The organism is Roseibium sp. RP-7, from assembly GCF_053005225.1.
Window position 1 is genome coordinate 611417 of record NZ_JBRKQA010000002.1, and the last position, 17821, is coordinate 629237.

Sequence of the window (17821 nt, forward strand, 5' to 3'; positions counted from 1 at the left end):
AGGAAGTGTCGGCAGTTTCATCGCCAAATGCGAGCGTTATTTGAAAGGTTTATTGCCGTGCGAGGAGCTTGACCTTCCACCAACTGGAACCACCATAGTGACAGGGAGAAGCAACTTGCGTCAGGAAGGTGGGAGAGTGGATCGGCGTTCGTTCTTGAAAGCATCGGTGGCAGGAGGTCTTGCTGCCTTGTCACCAGCCTTTGCTCTGGCAAAAACGGAAGAAGGTTTCTTCGACCTTGCGGCGGTCAAGGGACAGGCCCGACTTTATGGCAAGGATGGCGGCCTCTCGGATCTCTGGCTCTATAACGACCGGCTGCCCGGTCCGCAGATACGGGTCAAGCGCGGCGAACGCGTCAGAGTGCGCTTCACCAACAACCTCGACGAACCCACCTCGGTCCATTGGCACGGCATCCGCATCGACAATGCCATGGATGGTGTTGCCGGCCTCACCCAGCCCCCCGTCGCCCCCGGTGAAAGCTTCGTCTACGACTTTGTCGTGCCGGAAGCAGGCACCTTCTGGTACCACGCCCACAACATGAGCTGGAACCAGGTGCCGCGCGGCCTCGCGGGCGCACTGATAGTCGAGGACGACGAGCAGTCCTTCGACCCCGATTGCGACATCACGCTGATCCTCAACGATTGGCGTCTGGACGAAAACGGTATCCTGGAAACCGCAAGCTTCGGTGCCATGCACGACTTTGCCCATGCCGGACGTCTGGGCAACTGGCTCACCATCAACGGCGCTTCGATGCCCGACATTGCGTTGAAGAAGGACCGCTGGCACCGGCTGCGCCTTATCAACGCCTCCACGGCGCGTATCCTTGATCTGGCTCCGGCGCGGTTTGGCGCGAAGATAGTCGGGCTTGATGGGCAGGCCTTTGAAACCGCGCGGGAGGTCGAGGGCACTGTGCAACTGGCGCCGGCACAGCGCATGGATCTGGTGCTTCGACCTCAGGTAACCGGCAAGCTGCCATTCGAGATGATGACCGGCAAGCCGTTCACCTTCGCCAACTTCGTCGTCTCGGAAACCGAAAGCGAAGACCTGCCACTCGTGCTGCCACCGCCGAACCGGTTGCCTGAACCCGATCTGAGCTCTCCCTGGGAACTGCCATTAGTGATGGCGGGTGGAGCCATGGGCGGCATGCAGTCAATGATGAGACACGGCGTCGAGATGGACATGCGCCAGATGATGTCCGAGGGGCTCTTCTGGGCTTTCAACGGTGTGGCCGGTATGGAAGATGATCCGATGTTTTCCGCCAAGCGCGGCGACACGATCCTTCTGGAAAGCCGGAACGACACGGCTTTCCCGCATGCGATCCACCTGCATGGCCATCATTTCCGCGTCATCGAGCGCGATGGCACGAAACTGGAGAACCCCGACTGGCGCGACACCTTCACAAGCCAGCCGCGCGAGACGGTCAAGATCGCCTTTGTTGCGGACAATCCCGGGAAATGGCTGATCCACTGCCACATGCTCGGTCATGCGGCATCGGGCATGATGACCTGGTTCGAAGTGAGCTGAACAACACAACCTGAAGATCCTAAAAAATCAAAAAGTAATCGATGTAAGAATACTCTTTGCATTTATCAAATTCAGCCTCGTCTCTTCACTACCCCACTCCACCTTCTCATCTATTGAAAGATTCTCCAATTCCGATATAAGTAATTCAATATTAAATGTTAGCGAAACGGCTTCCCCCTTACTTAAATCTACGCCTCTTTTTCTAAGAAAATTCTCAAATTTATTCAAAACTTTAAGAACATGCCCACGATGATTGCCTTCGGAAATCATCTCCTTTGATTTCTGTGTAAGTTCAATTATCGTTTCAATTCGAACCACCGCACTACCTAGTGGCTCTTTCATTTCCATTTCGAAGCACAATCCCAAGTAGTTAGTGTCGAGTTGATAAGTTAGAAAACCTGGATTTTCTTCGGCACGCTTATAAGCTGTCTCCAAATGTCTTTCCGCGACGCTCCATTCTCCGCAATCCTGCATAAAAATACTGTACTGCAGCCAAAACAACGGCTCGCGACTAATGTATATATCTCTTCTTCCACTCTCGAATATTTCCTGAATATGCGAAGCGCGATCGGGTTGCGAATTTAACAATCCATCCAGGAAACTGAATCTTAGCAGTCCGCCAAGAGCCGCTCGCGCAAACCTCACCCTTTCTGACTGAGTATTTGAGTCTTCATTTTTCCGCCTAGCAGCCTCAGAAGCCATTCGAAAAATAGCACCTGCGAGTTCATAAGGTTTCAGATACCTTCGAATTAGGAACTCAGAAAAAATTGATGAATGAGGCTCGACACGATCGTGAGAAAAATCGACGAATTCAAACGCCCCTTCGCCCAGTTTGTTTAGAACGGCGAAGGCATCGACCTTTGAAATCGCCCTCAAAAAACTAGGATCAGTATTTAATCCCAACGCTTTCAAAATAGAGGAACAAAGCAATACCAATTTTGCATCCGAATCCCTAACTAGCGGCTCTACAAGGTTATCTATCTTCTTCACAAGATTAGGATTTTCAAAAACAGATAAAACTATATCTCTAAACTCAGCAGAATGAGAAAACTTGCTCTTAAATTCCTTTGGCGCTATCCCAGCTTGATCCAAAAGTGCGTACAATACATTTATATCGCTTTGGGAAATCTTATTTAGATCAATGCGAGATTGAGGAGAGACCAATCTTTTCGAAACTTCGGAAAATCGGACCTGTAGCGTTCCGGTCGCCATCTCGACTATGAACCTAGAACTTTCCTTCATGGAAGCGAAAAGATGCATGTTAGAGTAAGCAGAGTCGTAACTAGGAAATACTAGAACCACTTTTTCTAAGTTTGAAAGATAATCAATTTCTTCACCTGGTACATCAACATCTTCACGCACCTCAAAGCACAAATAATCCTCTTTAGCCAAAGACAACAATAGCGACTGGCGAAAAATTGTCTTTCCGTTACCAATTTTTGAATGCAAAATGAGTGTTTTATTTTCCCTCAAAGAATCTACTGCATCATGAAGCTCTTCTTTTCTCACCAATATGTACTTCGAATTCGGAAAGGTTGATAACAAACGCTGTATCTGAAACTTACCGAAAGCAAATAGATATTGAATATCGACTGGAGTAGGGTTGATGCTGGTTTTATTATCCTTAAGAAGCTCCAAAAACCTAAATGCACGCAACGAGTTAGCGTGTTCCGGCCGATCTTTTATCTTCGAATACCTGCACTTCTCAGCGAAACCTTCGACGGCAAACGAGTGACGTTCACCGTATTCCCTTAATCGCCCTTCTATAACCGGACTATTAGTAGGAGTAAGTATAAAATGCACCTTCTTTGAAATAGAAGGGATTTTACTAAGATATGAAGCTGGCTCGAAATCGTTTAATTCGTATCCTAGGAAGAAAATATTCTTCGCAACTCTGATGTCTCGCTCAAAAATATCCCACCAAGGAGAAGTAATCGCCCTTTGTTGCGCATAAGAATAATGCGAAAGGATCAATTGCTTCAGTATTTCTGATTCAGTACATTTATGAATGTATCCATGTAAATGTACTACTGATCCAGGTCTCAGTTGGTTTGGTGGAGTGTCATCTAGCGAATATGAACTAAAATGAAGTCTGTTCTTCTTCCAAAAAAACTCAACAATATCATCATAATTTGTAGTATAAATACGCAACCATTTTTGACTTAATATTTCCTCTTGAACATCTGATATTGAAGATACCGTATAAATATTATTTAAAAGACCAAACAAATCCTTATTATTACTTACGGCATGTGCGGATAAATCTTGAATTCCGGATGGGTCATCAGAAGGGAGCTCACACAGTTTTTTGAGTTCAATTTCTAGTCCCTTTCCAATAGGTGGGGGCATTCCAAGGCGATTACTTGCAGTACGAGAGAAACCCGCGCCGAGAAACAGAATTGACACGGTTGGATCGAATTCATCTGGAAATGCCATCGTTTCAAATCCTTGTTTTGGTCTTTTTGACCATCGACCTAGACCGCGATCGGTGCGGCAATGTGCGGGAGCGGATCGTAGCCGGTCAGTTCGAAGTCTTCGAACTTGAACGCAAAGAGATCCGTGACATCCGGATTGATTTTCATTTCCGGCAAGGGCCGCGGCGAACGTGTGAGCTGCTCACGGGCTTGGTCGAAGTGGTTGGCATAAAGATGCGCATCACCGAACGTGTGCACAAAGTCGCCGGGCTTCAGGCCGGTCACCTGGGCTACCATCATGGTCAGCAGCGCATAGGAGGCGATGTTGAAGGGCACGCCCAGGAACACATCCGCCGACCTCTGGTAAAGCTGGCAGGAAAGCTTGCCGTCAGCCACGTAGAACTGGAACAGCGAATGGCACGGCGGCAGCGCCATCTCGTCAACCAGAGCCGGGTTCCACGCCGAGACGATCAGCCGCCGGCTTTCCGGGTTGGTCCGGATCATCTTCAGCAGATTGGCGATCTGGTCGATGGACTTGCCGTCCGGCGCGGGCCATGACCGCCACTGGTAGCCATAGACCGGTCCGAGATTGCCGTTCTCGTCCGCCCAGTCGTCCCAGATCTTCACCCCGTTTTCTTTCAGATACCGAATGTTGGTATCGCCTGCGAGGAACCACAGCAGCTCGTGAATGATCGACTTCAGGTGCAGCTTCTTTGTCGTGACACAGGGAAAGCCCTGCGAGAGATCGAAGCGCATCTGGTGGCCGAAGATCGAGCGCGTGCCCGTTCCGGTCCTGTCGCCCCGATCAACGCCTTCGTCCAGGATTTTCGACAAGAGATCGAGATATTGCTGCACGGCGGAAGCCTTCGCGGTCAGGAGATCTGGAGTTTGTGGTTAACTTGGCAGATTTTTCCGAAAAGACAGCCCCTCCCCCGCACTTTCCCCAACTTGGCACGTGCTGTGGAAGAATGGCCATGAACCAAGCCGGCAAACGACATGCTTTGCCAGAAGCCTCTTTCATTTCAGGGCCGAAGACCTTATATCAGGGCTGCTGGTTCGCCAGCTATGGCAATAAATGGTCAGTGCAATAAACCTATCGGACCCGGGGGCGGTACCCGGCGCCTCCACCCAAGCCCATGGGGCTAAGCTATGGAAACTCCATGGGTTTCGGCGGGGGCGAAATAGGATCGACGAGGGCGTAAAGACTGTGCTTTTGCTCGGCATTGTACCACCGTTATCGGGCTTTCTTAATAGTTGCAAATGACAACTATGCTATGGACAACGCTGTCGCAGCGTAACGCTGCGCCGGTAGTCCACTAAGTCCTTTGAGGTAGCACTCACGGGCGGGGTTCGGAGGCACCTGGCAACAGAAGCCTCCACTTGATCTTCCCATGTATTTGCAGCGTCCTACATAGGTTGCATGACCAATGAGCGATGATTGCCGGGTTGCACACATTAATCTGGGTTCACTTGGAAAAGAGCCTTTTCTTTTTGATCTCGGCCCGTCAATGTGCTCCTGATAGTGGACTTTTCCAGCGAGATTCGACGAAAACCGATGTCTGAAGACCTTCTGCGATACGATATTCTGATCCAGGACGCGCTGCGTGGAGCGGTGAAGAAAATACTTGCCGAAGTCGGTCGTACCGGGCTGCCCGGAGACCATCACTTCTACATCGCGTTCGACACCAATGCCCCTGGCGTGCGCATTTCCCAGCGGCTCAAGGAGCGCTATCCGCAGGAAATGACCATCGTGCTGCAGCACCAGTTCTGGGATCTTGCCATCGGCGAACATGCGTTCGAGGTTGGCCTGTCCTTTGGCGGCGTGCCGGAAAAGCTGCTGGTGCCTTTTTCTGCCATCAAGGGTTTCTTCGATCCGTCCGTACAGTTCGCGCTGGAGTTCGATCCCGGCAAGACGGCGGAAGAACTGCCGGAAGAGCTGCTGGAAGCCGTGGAAGAACTTGCCAGGGCCGAGCAGGAACATGCCGATAACGAAGCCAGGCAGGACGACGGCGCAGGCGACAAGGAAGCTGCAACTGCAGACACCAAGGCGAAACCTGCCGTGCAAGCTGCCGAAAGCAGTGACGGTGGCGGCGAAGTCGTTTCCCTGGATGCATTCCGCAAGAAGACCTGAGATCGGGAGCCTTTCCCATGAGCGCGGAGATCATCAATCTGCGCATGGTGCGCAAGCAGAAGAACCGTCAGGACAAGGAAAAGACGGCCGAGGACAACCGGCGCAAGTATGGCCGGTCCAAAGCCGAACGTGAGGCGGCCCGCCAACGCCGGGAAACGCTGGATGCCCATGTCGACGGGCATCTTCTGGAAAAACCTGACGGCCCGGATGCCGAACCATCCGATAAAGCAACAACAGATGCGGACAAAACCGAAGCCGAACCTTCTGGCCCGAGCTCTTCCGGCGATCGCGGCTGACCGCCAATGGCTCTGTTAAAGCGCTCCCTCTCCCTTCATGGCCACCGCACCAGCCTCGCGCTGGAACCGGAATTCTGGGACGTCGTCGACGCCTACGCCGACGCCGCGAACAAGTCCCTCGCCGGACTGATTGCCGAAATCGACGACAACCGCGACCCCGATGATCCGCTCTCTTCCGCTGTCAGGATCTGGGCCTTGAAACGGGTCCAAATGGAAGCTGGTCTGATTTCGGAGGGATGAATGGCTGACAATCTGATTTCCAGTCCCCTGCTTTTCGCCTGCCCACAGCGCTGCTAGAAGTGCCCGGACTGCGTCCGAGCTTCAGCCCTCTTGCCGCCTCTGCAACATACATCTCCCTCATCCTGAGGAGAGATTGCTGAAACTTTGAGTGAAAAGGACTGGCGGCTTCTTTTCCGATCGCCGTTCAATGGGCTTCAGGCAACACCTGCCCAATATCGACGAGCGAAGGCCCGTCGTACCAGCCTGTCACTGCGCGCCGGGCAGGACCAGCGGCGAGCCGACGTCGCGTGTCAGAAGGTCTTCAATGGAGACCGGCGGGTCCAGGGGTGGCAGGCTGTTCGAAGGATTGGTGACCGGGGCAGTATCTGGCGCTGCGGTCAGATCTTCCAGGTCCGGCGTCTCCAACACGGCCCGAATGCGCTCTGCAAAGGGAGCCGCGGCAACAGCCGGGGCCGGTGCCGGGGCTGGCGCAGGCACTGGCGGCGGCGCGGCGCGGGTTTCCCTGCGCGGCGCATCGTTGGTCTTTTGCGGAAGGGCTGAATTTTCCTGCTTGTCCGGATCCGGCTGAGGCTGAATGTCTTCGCCGGACTGCTCTTGCTCAAGACGAAGCTGCTCCTCTTCGGCCGCCCGGGCTGCCTGACGTTCCCGGCGGGCTTCGCCTTCCCGCTGGTTTTTCAGTTCCCGCACAAGCCGGTCACGTTCCAGAATTTCCGCCTGAAGCTTCTCGACGCGTTCAACCTCCCGCTCAAAGGCACGCAGGGTGAGATAGGCGGTAAACGGCGCGATGTCGATGCGGCGTTCCGGAGCCTCGACCGCCCCCTCGAACAACAGCCCGACCTGCGGTTCAGCACCGGTGACCGCGTCCTCGCCCGGATCGACTTTCAACGAGAAATCCGCATCGAGATCGTAACTGGCGAGATTGACTTCGGCACTACCGAAGATCTCCGCCTTTTCGGCATCGACAACAACGTTACGAGCGCTCAGTCGTCCACCCACCATTGTCAACGTGCCGTCAACGCGCTTGAACGGAAGACTTCCCGCCGCCATGTGGCTGACGAAAACGTCACGGATCTTGTTCTCCTGAAGGTCCAGTCCCGCATCCACCGCGCGTGTCACCAGCGGGAAGGCCTGCGGATTGAGACCGCGGAAGTCGCCGTTTTCCATCGAGAACGTGCCGCCGCCGTTGAGGCCTGACACGATTGCCGAGATCGAGCGACCCGCCCCTTCGAATTCCAGATAAAGGTCGAGCGTGCCGGAAGCGACCGCCCTGTTGTCCGGCCGCCAGGACACCTGCCTCAGATCGGCATTGTCCAGTTTCACCCGGCCGGAAGCCGCGGCCTCCGCCTCGGTCCGGCGTATCGAGAGGCTGCCGTCAAGCTGACCACCGGCAAAGGCCCCCTGCAGACCGTCGAGGCGGAACAGGCTGGGAGACAGACGAATTTCGGCACTCGGACCGGTAATGGCGGTGTCCTCGTCCAGCAGCATTTTATCTGCCTTGAACTGCATGGTCAGGTCGAGGCCATCCAGAAGCGGCGATCCGAACGGGGTTGTCGGCCAGATGCTTGAACCGTCCCCCGCCGAGAACCACTGATCGGGACCAAGGACCAGTTCCGTCATTGTGCGCAGATCTGCCTCGGAGACCGTTATCTCACCGGAAAAACGTCTGTTACGTTCGCCCGGTGCCGGTTCAAGGTCGCCTTCCAGACGACCTTCGAACGTCGTCGTTCCGAGCGAGCCTTCAGCCCTGCTGACAGCCATCGAGCTGCCAATCCCTTCGACATCGAGCGAAAGCGCTGCAGGGATCGTGCCGCTCATGACCGGCAGGACCCGACCGGCCATCAACGCCACCGGACCAAGGTCCGCTGTCTCTGCGGTCACCGAAACAAGGTATTCCGGCGCCTCATCCTTTTTCAGGGTCAAGGTTCCGTTGGCTTCAACGCTGGATCCGCCGATCTCCGTGGAAAGGTCGGTGGCCAGCCCCTTTGCCGGGATGCCGGAAACATTCAGCGCCAGATGGCCTGTTCCGGCAGCTTCCAGAGGAATGACATCAAACCCGAGCTGCTGCAGAAGCCGGCCGCCATCCGGGCCCTTCAGTTCCACACCGACGGCAACTTCGGCATCGTGCCACTGGTCGACACGGCCCTTGAGCTCGGCATTGATCGCAGCGTCGGCGCCGCCCGCGCTCCCATCCAGGCGCAGTGTCATATCCGTTGCTTCGCCAACCGCAGCCGCCTTCAACTCGGCATCGAACTTGGCAGGCACCAGACTTGCGGCTGCGCGCTCCAGCCGTTCAACAAAGACGGTTTCGGGAAACAACCCGCCTGCCAGCGCAACAAGACCGGAGAGGTCCCGGGCGTCGAGCGTTCCGGACACAGCTCCCTCAGGTGCTGAAAAGAGATTGCGGATATCGCCGGAGACATCGAGCCGGGCGCCTGCAAGGTCATTTGCAAACAGCCTGTCGATCCTGACACCGCCGTCCGAATACTCTGCCTCCAGCGCCAGACCTTCGCCCTCGACGCCGCGTGCCACCACCTGTTTGGCACGAAGGCGCAAGGAAACATCGAGGCCTTTGGGATCTGCCGGTTCTCCCGCTTCGACAGCCTGAGGGTGAAGCAGCGCAGCCAAGTTTTCGATCTGGTCCAGATCGAGCCGGTCAGCTTCCAGAGAGAGCGAGAATTCCGAATTGCCGCTGCGTGGAATGCGGTAAGCCAGGCCGCCGCGGGCTTCGGAACCGGCAATGGTCAGACGCAGATTGTCCAGCGCCGCTCCTTCGGGCACCAGGTTCAAGCGTCCTTCCAGGGAAACTGGTTCGATAGTACCGACGCCGGCTTCCTTCTGCCGCCACCAGCTGAGAAGCGACCCCGGCTGGTCCGAGCTGATAGACACCGCACCGCGATAGGTCAAAGACGGCTCGAGGCCGAGGTCGCCCTGGGTGGCAACCGTCGTGCGGCCCGGCAGGCGTCCGGCAAGGCGCGCGACGCGCCAGCCGCCCAGCATGGTTTCAAGATCCAGGCGAACATTCTGGATGATGCCGCCACCGGCCACCAGCGCCGGAACATCCATGGATACAGCACCGTCGATGGACGGCAGCGGCACGACGCGCAGGGCAGCAATTAGCCGTGTCGCCGCCTCGTTGATGTCGACGGGGGATTGCGGTCCACCGCCCAGCAACCTGTCCAGATCGACCTGCTTCGACTTCGCACGGATTTCAAAACGCTTTTCGCCGGCATAGATCAGATCCGCATTCCCTGTCATGCTCAGGCGCCGGTCTTCGGGACCATAGCGGAACTCGAATTCGGGAACCGCCACCTCGGCGATATCGGCAGTGAACTGCCCTTCCGCCTGCCAGATGTTCGGATCGTTTTCTTCCAGCGCAACAGAGGCGATGGTGAAGCGGCCGTCGAATTCGGGCGCGGCGTCGGCCACCTGAAGCTGACCGTCGAAAGCAAAGTTCACCGGCCTGTTGGTGGGCGTGACTTCGCCTTTGACGCGCAGTCCCGCGTTTTCCTGTGCGCGGCCCGTTGCAAGACTGACCGTATAGGGCGCACCATTCAGCGTGAGGCTGCCGGCGCCCCGGAACGGGCCTTCCAGCGAGCGTGCGGACACGACCAGATTTCCGTCATCGATCCGGTTGGTTTCACCAGACCGCGCATCAACGATCGTCAATGCGCCGTCACGGATCGTCACCTTTTCGAAGGACAGGTCATCCGGTGCCAGTTTGGCAATGGCGCCGCTCGACGTCATGGCCGTCAGCCAGTCCAGTCGACCAGCCTCATCAAGTGAAAGTGACAGGTGCGGACGGTCGAGCTCCATGTCGAGAACCCGAATCTCGCCCTTCAGCAGCGACGGAAGCTCGATGCGCATGTCGAAGCGCGAGACCACCAGCAGCGGATCTTCAGCACCACCGACACGCACGTCGGAAAAACTGATGGAGGGCGCAGGCAGAAGCCGCAGGTCCGCTTCCCCCAGCACAGTCACCCTGTGCCCGAGCGCGCGCTCCGCATAGCTTTCGAAAGTCGACCGATAGACGGTCCAGTCGATAAAGAACGGCCCGACCAGCGCTGCCACCAGCACCAGAATGACTGTTACACCCAACGTGATGTAGACGGAGTTCAGGCCTTGTCTCCTTGTTCTCCAAAGTCACCGGATATCGTACCGGATAGATGTAGCCGATCCGTGCTGCAGTGCAAACACAGGATTTCCGGCGCCGGCCGGATCGCCGCCCTGCGGCGTCTGGCGGAGCAAAACGAGCTTATTGAACTGATTCGATACAATATCATGACTGCGGCAGGATCTTGCCGGGATTCATCAAATTGTGAGGATCAAGCGCCTGTTTGACAGCGCGCATCACATCAAGCGCCTCGCCATGTTCCTTGGCCATGTATTTCTGCTTGCCCTGGCCGACACCGTGTTCGCCGGTGCAGGTGCCCCCCATGGCGATCGCCCTGAGCGCAAGCCGTCCGACAAAGTCTTCCGTCCGCTGCTTTTCTTCCGGATCGTCCAGGTTGACCAGGATCTGAACGTGGAAATTACCGTCACCCACGTGCCCAACGATCGGCGCCAGGAAACCTTCGTTGCGGATATCCTCGGCCGTGGCGGCAACGCAGTCCGCAAGCCGCGAGATCGGCACGCACACGTCCGTCACCATGATGCTGGCTTCAGGCTTCAGCGACTTGCCAGCCCAATAGGCGTCATGCCGGGCTGCCCAAAGTTTCGTCCGGTCTTCGGCCGCTGTCGCCCATTTGAACGGCCCGCCGCCAAACTCCTCGGCAATCGCCGAAAAAGTTTCCGACTGCTCTTGCACGCCGGCTTCAGATCCATGGAACTCAAGGAAAAGCGTCGGAGTTTCAGGCAGATCCAGCTTGGAATAGATGTTGCAGCCGCGCACCTGAACTTCATCCAGAAGCTCGATACGCGCGACAGGCAGCCCCATCTGGATGGTGGTGATCACAGCATTGCAGGCGGATGCAACATCCGGGAACGGGCAGACGCCGCCGGAAATGGCTTCCGGTTGACCGTTCAGGCGCAAGGTCAACTCGGTGATGATGCCGAGCGTGCCTTCCGAGCCGACAAAAAGCCGCGTCAGATCATAACCCGCCGAGGACTTCTTCGCCCGTCCCCCCGTCTTGATGATCCGTCCGTCCGCGGTCACCACGGTGAGGCCGAGGACTGCGTCTTTCATCGTGCCGTATCGAACAGCGTTGGTGCCCGATGCACGGGTGGCCGCCATGCCGCCGATGCTGGCATCCGCCCCCGGGTCGATCGGAAAGAACAGGCCGGTGTCGCGAATAAAGCTGTTGAGCTGCTTGCGCGTTACCCCGGCCTCGACCCGGCAATCCAGATCCTGCGCATTGACCTCCAGAATGTTGTTCATGCGGGACAGGTCTATGGAAACGCCGCCGAACGGTGCATTCACATGCCCTTCAAGCGAGGACCCCGTGCCGAACGCGATCACGGGAACCTTGTGAGCTGCGCAAATCTTGACGGCTTCGGCGACTTCCTCGGTCGTCTCCGCAAAGACAACTGCATCGGGCGGCTGATTCTTCAACCAGGTGGTGGTGTGGCCATGCTGTTCCCGCAGAGCCATGGACGTGGAGCAACGGTCCTTGAACAGGCCCGTCAGCTTTTCGATGGCAGCGCCGATCGCGCCATTCTTTTCAAGGACTTGCGCTCCGTCGGACGCGGTTGCCAATTCCGGCATTCTCTTTCCTCCTGGGGCCGCGACTTTGTCTGCGCGGTAAAAAACCGAATATGTTAGCCCCGGCCCGAAAGGTCAAAGCCTAATGGGCATTTCCCGCAAGGTTGGACACAATGGCGCAAGGAGGATTGTGAAGGTGACTTGGGACGCAAAGCCGGTGGAAAGCGAAATCATGACGGTCAGGGACGACTGGATCGATTACAACGGCCATCTGAACATGGCCTATTACAACGTCCTGTTCGATACGGCTGTCGATGAGGTCTTTCACCGTCTCGGCATGGGTCCCGACTATGTGAAGACCCGTGGTGGCTCGTTCTTCACCGCAGAGGTACATGTGTGCTACCTGCGCGAACTCAGCGCCGGTATGAAGGTGATCGCGACGCTTCAGCTTGTCGATTTCGACGCCAAGCGTGCGCATTTCTATCAGGAACTGCGCCACGCCGAGGAAGGCTGGCTGTCGGCGACATCAGAACAACTGAGCCTTCATGTCGACATGAACGCCCGCAAGGTCGCTCCCTGGCCGGAGGACATTGCGGCCAACCTGACGGCCCTGTCGCAAGCTCATGCCAGTCTGCCGCGCCCGGAACGGGCGGGACGCCATATCGAGATCCGCAAGAAGCCCTGAGCAACTGATCGACGCGAAAACAAAAGCCCGTGGAGCGGCAAACCACTCCACGGGCTGACATCCGAACCGATGGCCTCAGCCGTAGTGGTTGGAGACGACGACGCCGGCGATTTCCTTGGAATCGACCACCCCGACCACATCATCCGGACGCGGAATACGGCCATCGCCCGACACGATGATCGCGCAACTGCGGTTGCGGTTGTTCATGCGCGTGATCACCGAATTCATGATGTTGGTTGCCGGTGCAATCACGAAATCGCTTGAGAGGATCGCGCGCAGCGTTTGCCCGGCAAAGCGGTCGGCCTGGTAAGGAATGGTGCCGAGGCGCACAAAGCCGGCAATCCGGGGCCCGTCGGACGCAATGATGTGGGATCCGCCATCGGCACTCACGGCGGAAATCGCTTCCTGGACAGGTGTATCGAGCGGCAGAATCACGAAGTTCTTTGCCATCACTTCCTTGATCGGCTGCACCAGATACATGTTGGTGTGCCGGTTGAGCGGAATCGGTTTGCCGCGATGGCGCAGCTTGACCGTGTAGATGTTGTCCTTGATAAGCCAGCGCCGGACACCGACCGCAATCGCGACCGCCAGAACCAGCGGCACGATGACGTTATAGTCCCGGGTCATCTCGAAGATCATCACGATGGCAGTCATCGATGCGCCGGTTGCACCGCCCACGAGCGCTCCCATGCCAACAAGGGCGAATTCCACCGCCGTAAATCCGCTGTCCGGGAACAGGTAGGAACAAAGGACACCGACCATGCCGCCAAGCGTCGCACCGATAAACAGCGACGGCGAGAAGACACCGCCGGATGCCCCCGCACCAAGGCTGATCGATGTCGCGATGATTTTCGCAATGAAGAGAACAGCCAGCAGTATGAATGTGTATGGGGTCGAATTCAGGATATCCTGGATCGTGGCATAGCCGACGCCTGCGGTGTGGTAATGCCCCGTGGTGAGCATCAGGACATAGCTGAGCGTGCCGATGATCAGCATACCGATGATGTTCTGGGTGTAATCATTGCCTGGGAGCTTAGGGAACAGGTCCTCGCACCAGGCGAGCGTGCGAATGAAAGCCCAGGAGGCAATGCCGGCCAGGACGCCGAGCAGTGCATAGGCGCCCAGCTGGATCGGCGCGATGGCTTCGATAGCCTCTTCCGCGGAGATCGGCACGATAAAGGCCGGGTCGAGACCAAAGGCAATCCGGCCGACGTATGTGGCTGTCGCCGTGGCAACGACCACGGGCAGGAATGTCCGGTTGCTGACCTCGGGCAACAGCATCTCGACAGCAAAGAGCACCCCGCCAAGCGGCGTATTGAAGGTGGCGGCAATCCCCGCCCCTGCCCCAGCAGAAAGCAGCGTGATCTTTTGCCAGCGCGGCAGATGCAGCGCCCGGGCGATCGTCGAACCGAAGGAAGCTCCGATCTGGATGATCGGCCCCTCGCGGCCGACGGATGCACCGGTTCCGATGGAAATCGCAGAGGCAAAGGATTTCACCAGCGCCACCACGCCGCGAACGTCGCCCTTCTTGTGGTAGACCGCGAACATCACCTCCGGCACGCCGTGCCCCTTGGCCTCCGGAGCGAAGGTCTTCACCAGAAACACCACGATCAAACCACCGACGACGGGTACGAGAATGACCAGAGCGCCAAGAGGACTGGCGTCGGCAAACTGGTTGGCGTCGTAAACGGTCGAAAATTTTCCGTAGTAGAAAAGATTGTGAACGACCGAGATCAGATATCGGAAGAAAACCGCGCCAATGGCTGCGACGATCCCGATAAAGAACGCCACAAGACACAACATGGGCACAGAAAATACGCGTTCTTCGCGCGCGTCTGGGGGGCCGTCACCGGACAGTGACGGTGTATCGGACGGTTCAACAACGGACATGGCAGGCCAACACTTCTTGGCTGAGAGGGCTACTTCTGGCGATTTGCCGGAGCCCAAAACAGCCGGTCTAGGCGACCGGGATGGCGACATGGCCTGAAGGCTTCGACACCCCCTCCTTAAACCTGAACACATGAAAATCAAGGGACAAGCCGGATTTTTTCAATTTTGACGGTGAAGTGACGCGGTTCCTCCGTAAAATGGGGCCGTAATCCAGATTGGCTTTTAATCTCAGTTGAGTCACGCCGACCAAATGCCAGACCGATTGAACTTTCTTTACAGGCTCGCCCCTTCCATTCGTTCCGGCATCGCCGGACTTCTCGCTGGCATCGGGTTCAACTTCAGGGAATTTCTGCGCCAGAAAAGCCATATCGTCTGGCTGCTGGCCCTTCTGATCGGCTCTTTCGTCTCCTGGGCGGCCATCATCTTCCGTGAGATCATCAGCCTGGTGCAGCTGCCCTGGCTTGGCACGGCGACGGAACGTGTCGTCAGCGCCGCCGCGACCCTTCCGTGGTACATGATCGTTGCCGGGCCCACCATTGGCGGATTGCTGGTTGGTCTGCTGCTTCAGTACATGCAACCGATGCAGAGAACGTTCAGCGTGGCGGACGTGATCGAGGCTCGTGTCAAAGGCGGACGCGGGCTGCCGTTCTGGCCGGGCATATCATCAGCCCTTATAACGGCGTTATCGCTCGGTTCCGGCGCCAGTGCCGGGCGTGAAGGCCCCGTCGTGCACCTGGGAGCAACCATCGGTGCATCGGTCGGGCGCCTGTTTCAGCTACCGGATTCCGCGCATCGCATTCTGCTGGCCTGCGGCGTTGCCAGTGCGGTATCCGCCTCTTTCAACGCGCCTATCGCAGGCGTTCTGTTCGCACACGAGGTCATTCTCGGGCACTATGCGATGTCGGCCATTTCGCCCATCGCGATTGCCGCCGTAACGGGAACCGTATTCTCCCGGCTCTGGTTCGGCGACGTTGCCGCCTTCGTCATCCCGGGACACCAGATTACCTCCTATTGGGAGTTTCCGGCCTTTGCGCTTCTGGGCCTGGTTTCCGCCCTCGTGGCAATCCTGTTCCAGTTTGCATTGATCGGAACGGATTGGGTTGCCCGGAACATTTCGATGCCAGTCTGGCTGCGGCCTGTTGTCGGCGGTTTCGCGGTCGGGCTCATTGCTCTGGTCTTTCCCGACGTGCTTGGCGTCGGCTACGAGACCACGGACGCCGCCCTCAAGGACCAGTTGCCCCTTGCGATGCTGTTCGCTCTGCTGTTTGCGAAAACAGCCGCGACCGCGATCACGCTGGCGTCCCGTTTTGGTGGCGGCATCTTCTCCCCATCGCTCTATCTGGGGGCAATGACCGGAGGCGCCTTCGGGCTGATTGCCGCCTCCGTCTTTCCCGAACTGGCTTCAAGCGAGGGGTTATACGCGATCCTGGGAATGGGGGCCGTTGCAGCAGCAGTTCTCGGCGCGCCCTTTTCAACAACCATGATCGTTTTCGAATTGACCGGCGGCTACACGCTCTCGATCGCCCTGCTGCTGACCGTGTCGATTGCAACGGGCCTGACGCAGGCCGTTCATGGCAAATCCTATTTCCACTGGCTACTTGGCTTGCGCGGCTATTTCGTGAATGACGGCATCCACCGCTTTCTGGGAGAAACGGTCAAGGTGAAGGATTTCATGGACCCTCCCCCGGCCAATGAGGAGGATTGCATTTTCCGCCCCGGTCAGGACGGCAGCTACCTTCATGATACAGACTCGCTTGAAAGCGCACTGAAAAGCTTCGATTCCTGCGGAGAAGCCTCGCTTCCGGTCGTCAGCACCAAAGATGCAACCAGGATCGTCGGACAGGCGCGCCACGTAAAGGCGCTCAATCACTTCAACTCGGAGCTGATCAAGGCCAACGAGGAAGAGCACCACTAACGGAGACCTGCAGGAATCCCGCCTAGAGGATTGTCCGCAAGGTCAGAATTTCGAAGGTTCCGTTACCAGGATCTTGCCCGCATAGCGATGCGATGCCTTGCCTTTCAGGCGGAATTGCAGATCCTTCTGGGCCATGTAGAACCGGGCCTGACGCCCTCTGAGGCCTGGCAGATCGAACGGGTCAAGCCCCGCCCACGGCAGGAATGGATTTCGACGCAGCGAGCCATAAATGCCCACGCGAACCGACGGCCGCTTGCTGGCGGCACGGGCGTGGAAGCCGTGGGTATCGGCAACGACCAGCGTGTTGCCGGGAACCGCAAACCTCACCGGCTCGGGATATTTCAGCCGACCCAGTTCTTCCGGAGCAAGGCGGAAGGAACCACGAGCATGCAGCGTATTCTTGTCGCCACAGGCCGACAGGCTCTGTTCACGTTCCCATTCCAGCCGTTCCGGCGTCAGCCGGTGCGATCCGGGAATATACGTGAAAGGTCCCTCGGCATCATCGATGTCATAGAGGAAGAACCACGATTTCGCGGTCTGATGGAAGGTGTCGGAATGGAACGCCGTTTGCGGGTCGGCCTTCCGCTTGGTGTCCGGATTGGTCATGACGATATGCAGGTAGACCAGTGGATCACCATTGGTCGACCCGACATAACGCAGACCGTTCTGGAACGGCTTGCTCCAGACGAAGGCCTTCAGATGAGGCAAATCTGCAAGCACACTGGGCGGCAGGGGAACGAACCGCGTGACGGCATTGCCCTGGCGCATGTCCCAGGCATCGAAGCGCGTTGTTTCGACTTCCTTGCGCAGCGCCGCCAGTTCATCTTCCGGCAGAAGGTTGCGGGTGGCGATAAATCCGTCTCTTGCATAAGCTGCGCGGTCAGCTTCCGGCAGCAGGTGTTCCAACCTGCGGCGGCGCGAATCCGCCATGGATTCCGCCAGCTTGATGCGCTTGGCGTGCAACCCGGCCTCGTTCAGCCGGCGGCTGCCAATCAGCGGGTTGTCCCGAAACGACTTGGCTCCGGTTGCCAGCTCGGCAGCGTAGAGCGGCATCTTGAGAACATCCGCGGCGCGCATTGAAAAACCTCAG

Annotated in this window: 12 protein-coding genes and 1 other RNA gene; 7 read left to right on the forward strand and 6 right to left on the reverse strand. The window is 57.3% G+C overall.

Going from position 1 to position 17821, the window contains the following annotated elements; all coding sequences use genetic code 11:
* Positions 1–136 precede the first annotated feature (136 nt).
* Entirely contained in the window at positions 137–1522 is a 1386-nt protein-coding gene (locus ACVDG9_RS17540; protein WP_447238571.1) for a multicopper oxidase domain-containing protein, read from the forward strand.
* 27 nt (positions 1523–1549) lie between these two features.
* On the opposite strand, the gene ACVDG9_RS17545 is transcribed toward ACVDG9_RS17540, so the two are convergent.
* Together ACVDG9_RS17545 and ACVDG9_RS17550 are read right to left on the reverse strand one after the other, a co-directional pair.
* Positions 1550–3958: an SIR2 family protein gene (locus ACVDG9_RS17545; protein WP_447238572.1), complete on the reverse strand. Its 2409-nt coding sequence runs from the start codon at positions 3956–3958 to the stop codon at positions 1550–1552.
* Between the two features lie 38 nt (positions 3959–3996).
* Positions 3997–4791 (reverse strand): thymidylate synthase, encoded by a 795-nt coding sequence (locus ACVDG9_RS17550; RefSeq protein WP_447238573.1) that lies wholly within the window; start codon positions 4789–4791, stop codon positions 3997–3999.
* 156 nt (positions 4792–4947) lie between these two features.
* On the opposite strand from ACVDG9_RS17550, the gene ssrA reads away from it, so the two are divergent.
* The 4 genes from ssrA (at position 4948) to ACVDG9_RS17570 (ending at position 6603) form a co-directional block, all read left to right on the forward strand.
* Positions 4948–5317, forward strand: a transfer-messenger RNA (tmRNA) gene (gene ssrA / locus ACVDG9_RS17555).
* 174 nt (positions 5318–5491) lie between these two features.
* Complete coding sequence (locus ACVDG9_RS17560; RefSeq protein ID WP_023000519.1) at positions 5492–6067, forward strand: SspB family protein; 576 nt, start codon at positions 5492–5494, stop codon at positions 6065–6067.
* 17 nt (positions 6068–6084) lie between these two features.
* Positions 6085–6363: a DUF4169 family protein gene (locus tag ACVDG9_RS17565; RefSeq protein WP_168684535.1), complete on the forward strand. Its 279-nt coding sequence runs from the start codon at positions 6085–6087 to the stop codon at positions 6361–6363.
* A 6-nt stretch (positions 6364–6369) separates the two neighbouring features.
* Positions 6370–6603 carry a ribbon-helix-helix domain-containing protein gene (locus ACVDG9_RS17570; protein WP_152506015.1) on the forward strand — a complete coding sequence of 78 codons (234 nt, stop codon included), beginning with the start codon at positions 6370–6372 and terminating at the stop codon, positions 6601–6603.
* Between the two features lie 246 nt (positions 6604–6849).
* On the opposite strand, the gene ACVDG9_RS17575 is transcribed toward ACVDG9_RS17570, so the two are convergent.
* Together ACVDG9_RS17575 and ACVDG9_RS17580 are read right to left on the reverse strand one after the other, a co-directional pair.
* The gene (locus tag ACVDG9_RS17575; RefSeq protein ID WP_447238574.1) at positions 6850–10698 is read right to left on the reverse strand and encodes an AsmA family protein; all 3849 of its coding nucleotides are present in this window, start codon (positions 10696–10698) and stop codon (positions 6850–6852) included.
* 181 nt (positions 10699–10879) lie between these two features.
* On the reverse strand, positions 10880–12304 hold the full coding sequence (locus tag ACVDG9_RS17580) for an FAD-binding oxidoreductase (protein ID WP_152506013.1): 1425 nt from the start codon (positions 12302–12304) through the stop codon (positions 10880–10882).
* 82 nt (positions 12305–12386) lie between these two features.
* On the opposite strand from ACVDG9_RS17580, the gene ACVDG9_RS17585 reads away from it, so the two are divergent.
* On the forward strand, positions 12387–12926 hold the full coding sequence (locus ACVDG9_RS17585; protein WP_023000514.1) for a thioesterase family protein: 540 nt from the start codon (positions 12387–12389) through the stop codon (positions 12924–12926).
* Between the two features lie 75 nt (positions 12927–13001).
* On the opposite strand, the gene ACVDG9_RS17590 is transcribed toward ACVDG9_RS17585, so the two are convergent.
* Positions 13002–14816 (reverse strand): chloride channel protein, encoded by a 1815-nt coding sequence (locus ACVDG9_RS17590; RefSeq protein WP_023014552.1) that lies wholly within the window; start codon positions 14814–14816, stop codon positions 13002–13004.
* A gap of 250 nt (positions 14817–15066) precedes the next feature.
* Here ACVDG9_RS17590 and ACVDG9_RS17595 point away from each other — a divergent pair, with 250 nt between their 5' ends.
* The gene (locus ACVDG9_RS17595) at positions 15067–16731 is read left to right on the forward strand and encodes a chloride channel protein (protein WP_447238575.1); all 1665 of its coding nucleotides are present in this window, start codon (positions 15067–15069) and stop codon (positions 16729–16731) included.
* Between the two features lie 42 nt (positions 16732–16773).
* On the opposite strand, the gene ACVDG9_RS17600 is transcribed toward ACVDG9_RS17595, so the two are convergent.
* On the reverse strand, positions 16774–17808 hold the full coding sequence (locus ACVDG9_RS17600; protein ID WP_055655452.1) for a phytanoyl-CoA dioxygenase family protein: 1035 nt from the start codon (positions 17806–17808) through the stop codon (positions 16774–16776).
* Between the last annotated feature and the right edge of the window lie 13 nt (positions 17809–17821).

What these genes read in the sequence shown, in the direction of transcription:
- ACVDG9_RS17545 (WP_447238572.1), bottom strand. Translation starts at nt 3,958, where the DNA reads ATGGCATTTCCAGATGAATTCGATCCAACCGTGTCAATTCTGTTTCTC.
- ACVDG9_RS17560 (WP_023000519.1), top strand. Translation starts at nt 5,492, where the DNA reads ATGTCTGAAGACCTTCTGCGATACGATATTCTGATCCAGGACGCGCTG.
- ACVDG9_RS17565 (WP_168684535.1), top strand. Translation starts at nt 6,085, where the DNA reads ATGAGCGCGGAGATCATCAATCTGCGCATGGTGCGCAAGCAGAAGAAC.
- ACVDG9_RS17570 (WP_152506015.1), top strand. Translation starts at nt 6,370, where the DNA reads ATGGCTCTGTTAAAGCGCTCCCTCTCCCTTCATGGCCACCGCACCAGC.
- ACVDG9_RS17580 (WP_152506013.1), bottom strand. Translation starts at nt 12,304, where the DNA reads ATGCCGGAATTGGCAACCGCGTCCGACGGAGCGCAAGTCCTTGAAAAG.
- ACVDG9_RS17585 (WP_023000514.1), top strand. Translation starts at nt 12,387, where the DNA reads ATGGGCATTTCCCGCAAGGTTGGACACAATGGCGCAAGGAGGATTGTG.
- ACVDG9_RS17590 (WP_023014552.1), bottom strand. Translation starts at nt 14,816, where the DNA reads ATGTCCGTTGTTGAACCGTCCGATACACCGTCACTGTCCGGTGACGGC.
- ACVDG9_RS17595 (WP_447238575.1), top strand. Translation starts at nt 15,067, where the DNA reads ATGCCAGACCGATTGAACTTTCTTTACAGGCTCGCCCCTTCCATTCGT.
- ACVDG9_RS17600 (WP_055655452.1), bottom strand. Translation starts at nt 17,808, where the DNA reads ATGCGCGCCGCGGATGTTCTCAAGATGCCGCTCTACGCTGCCGAGCTG.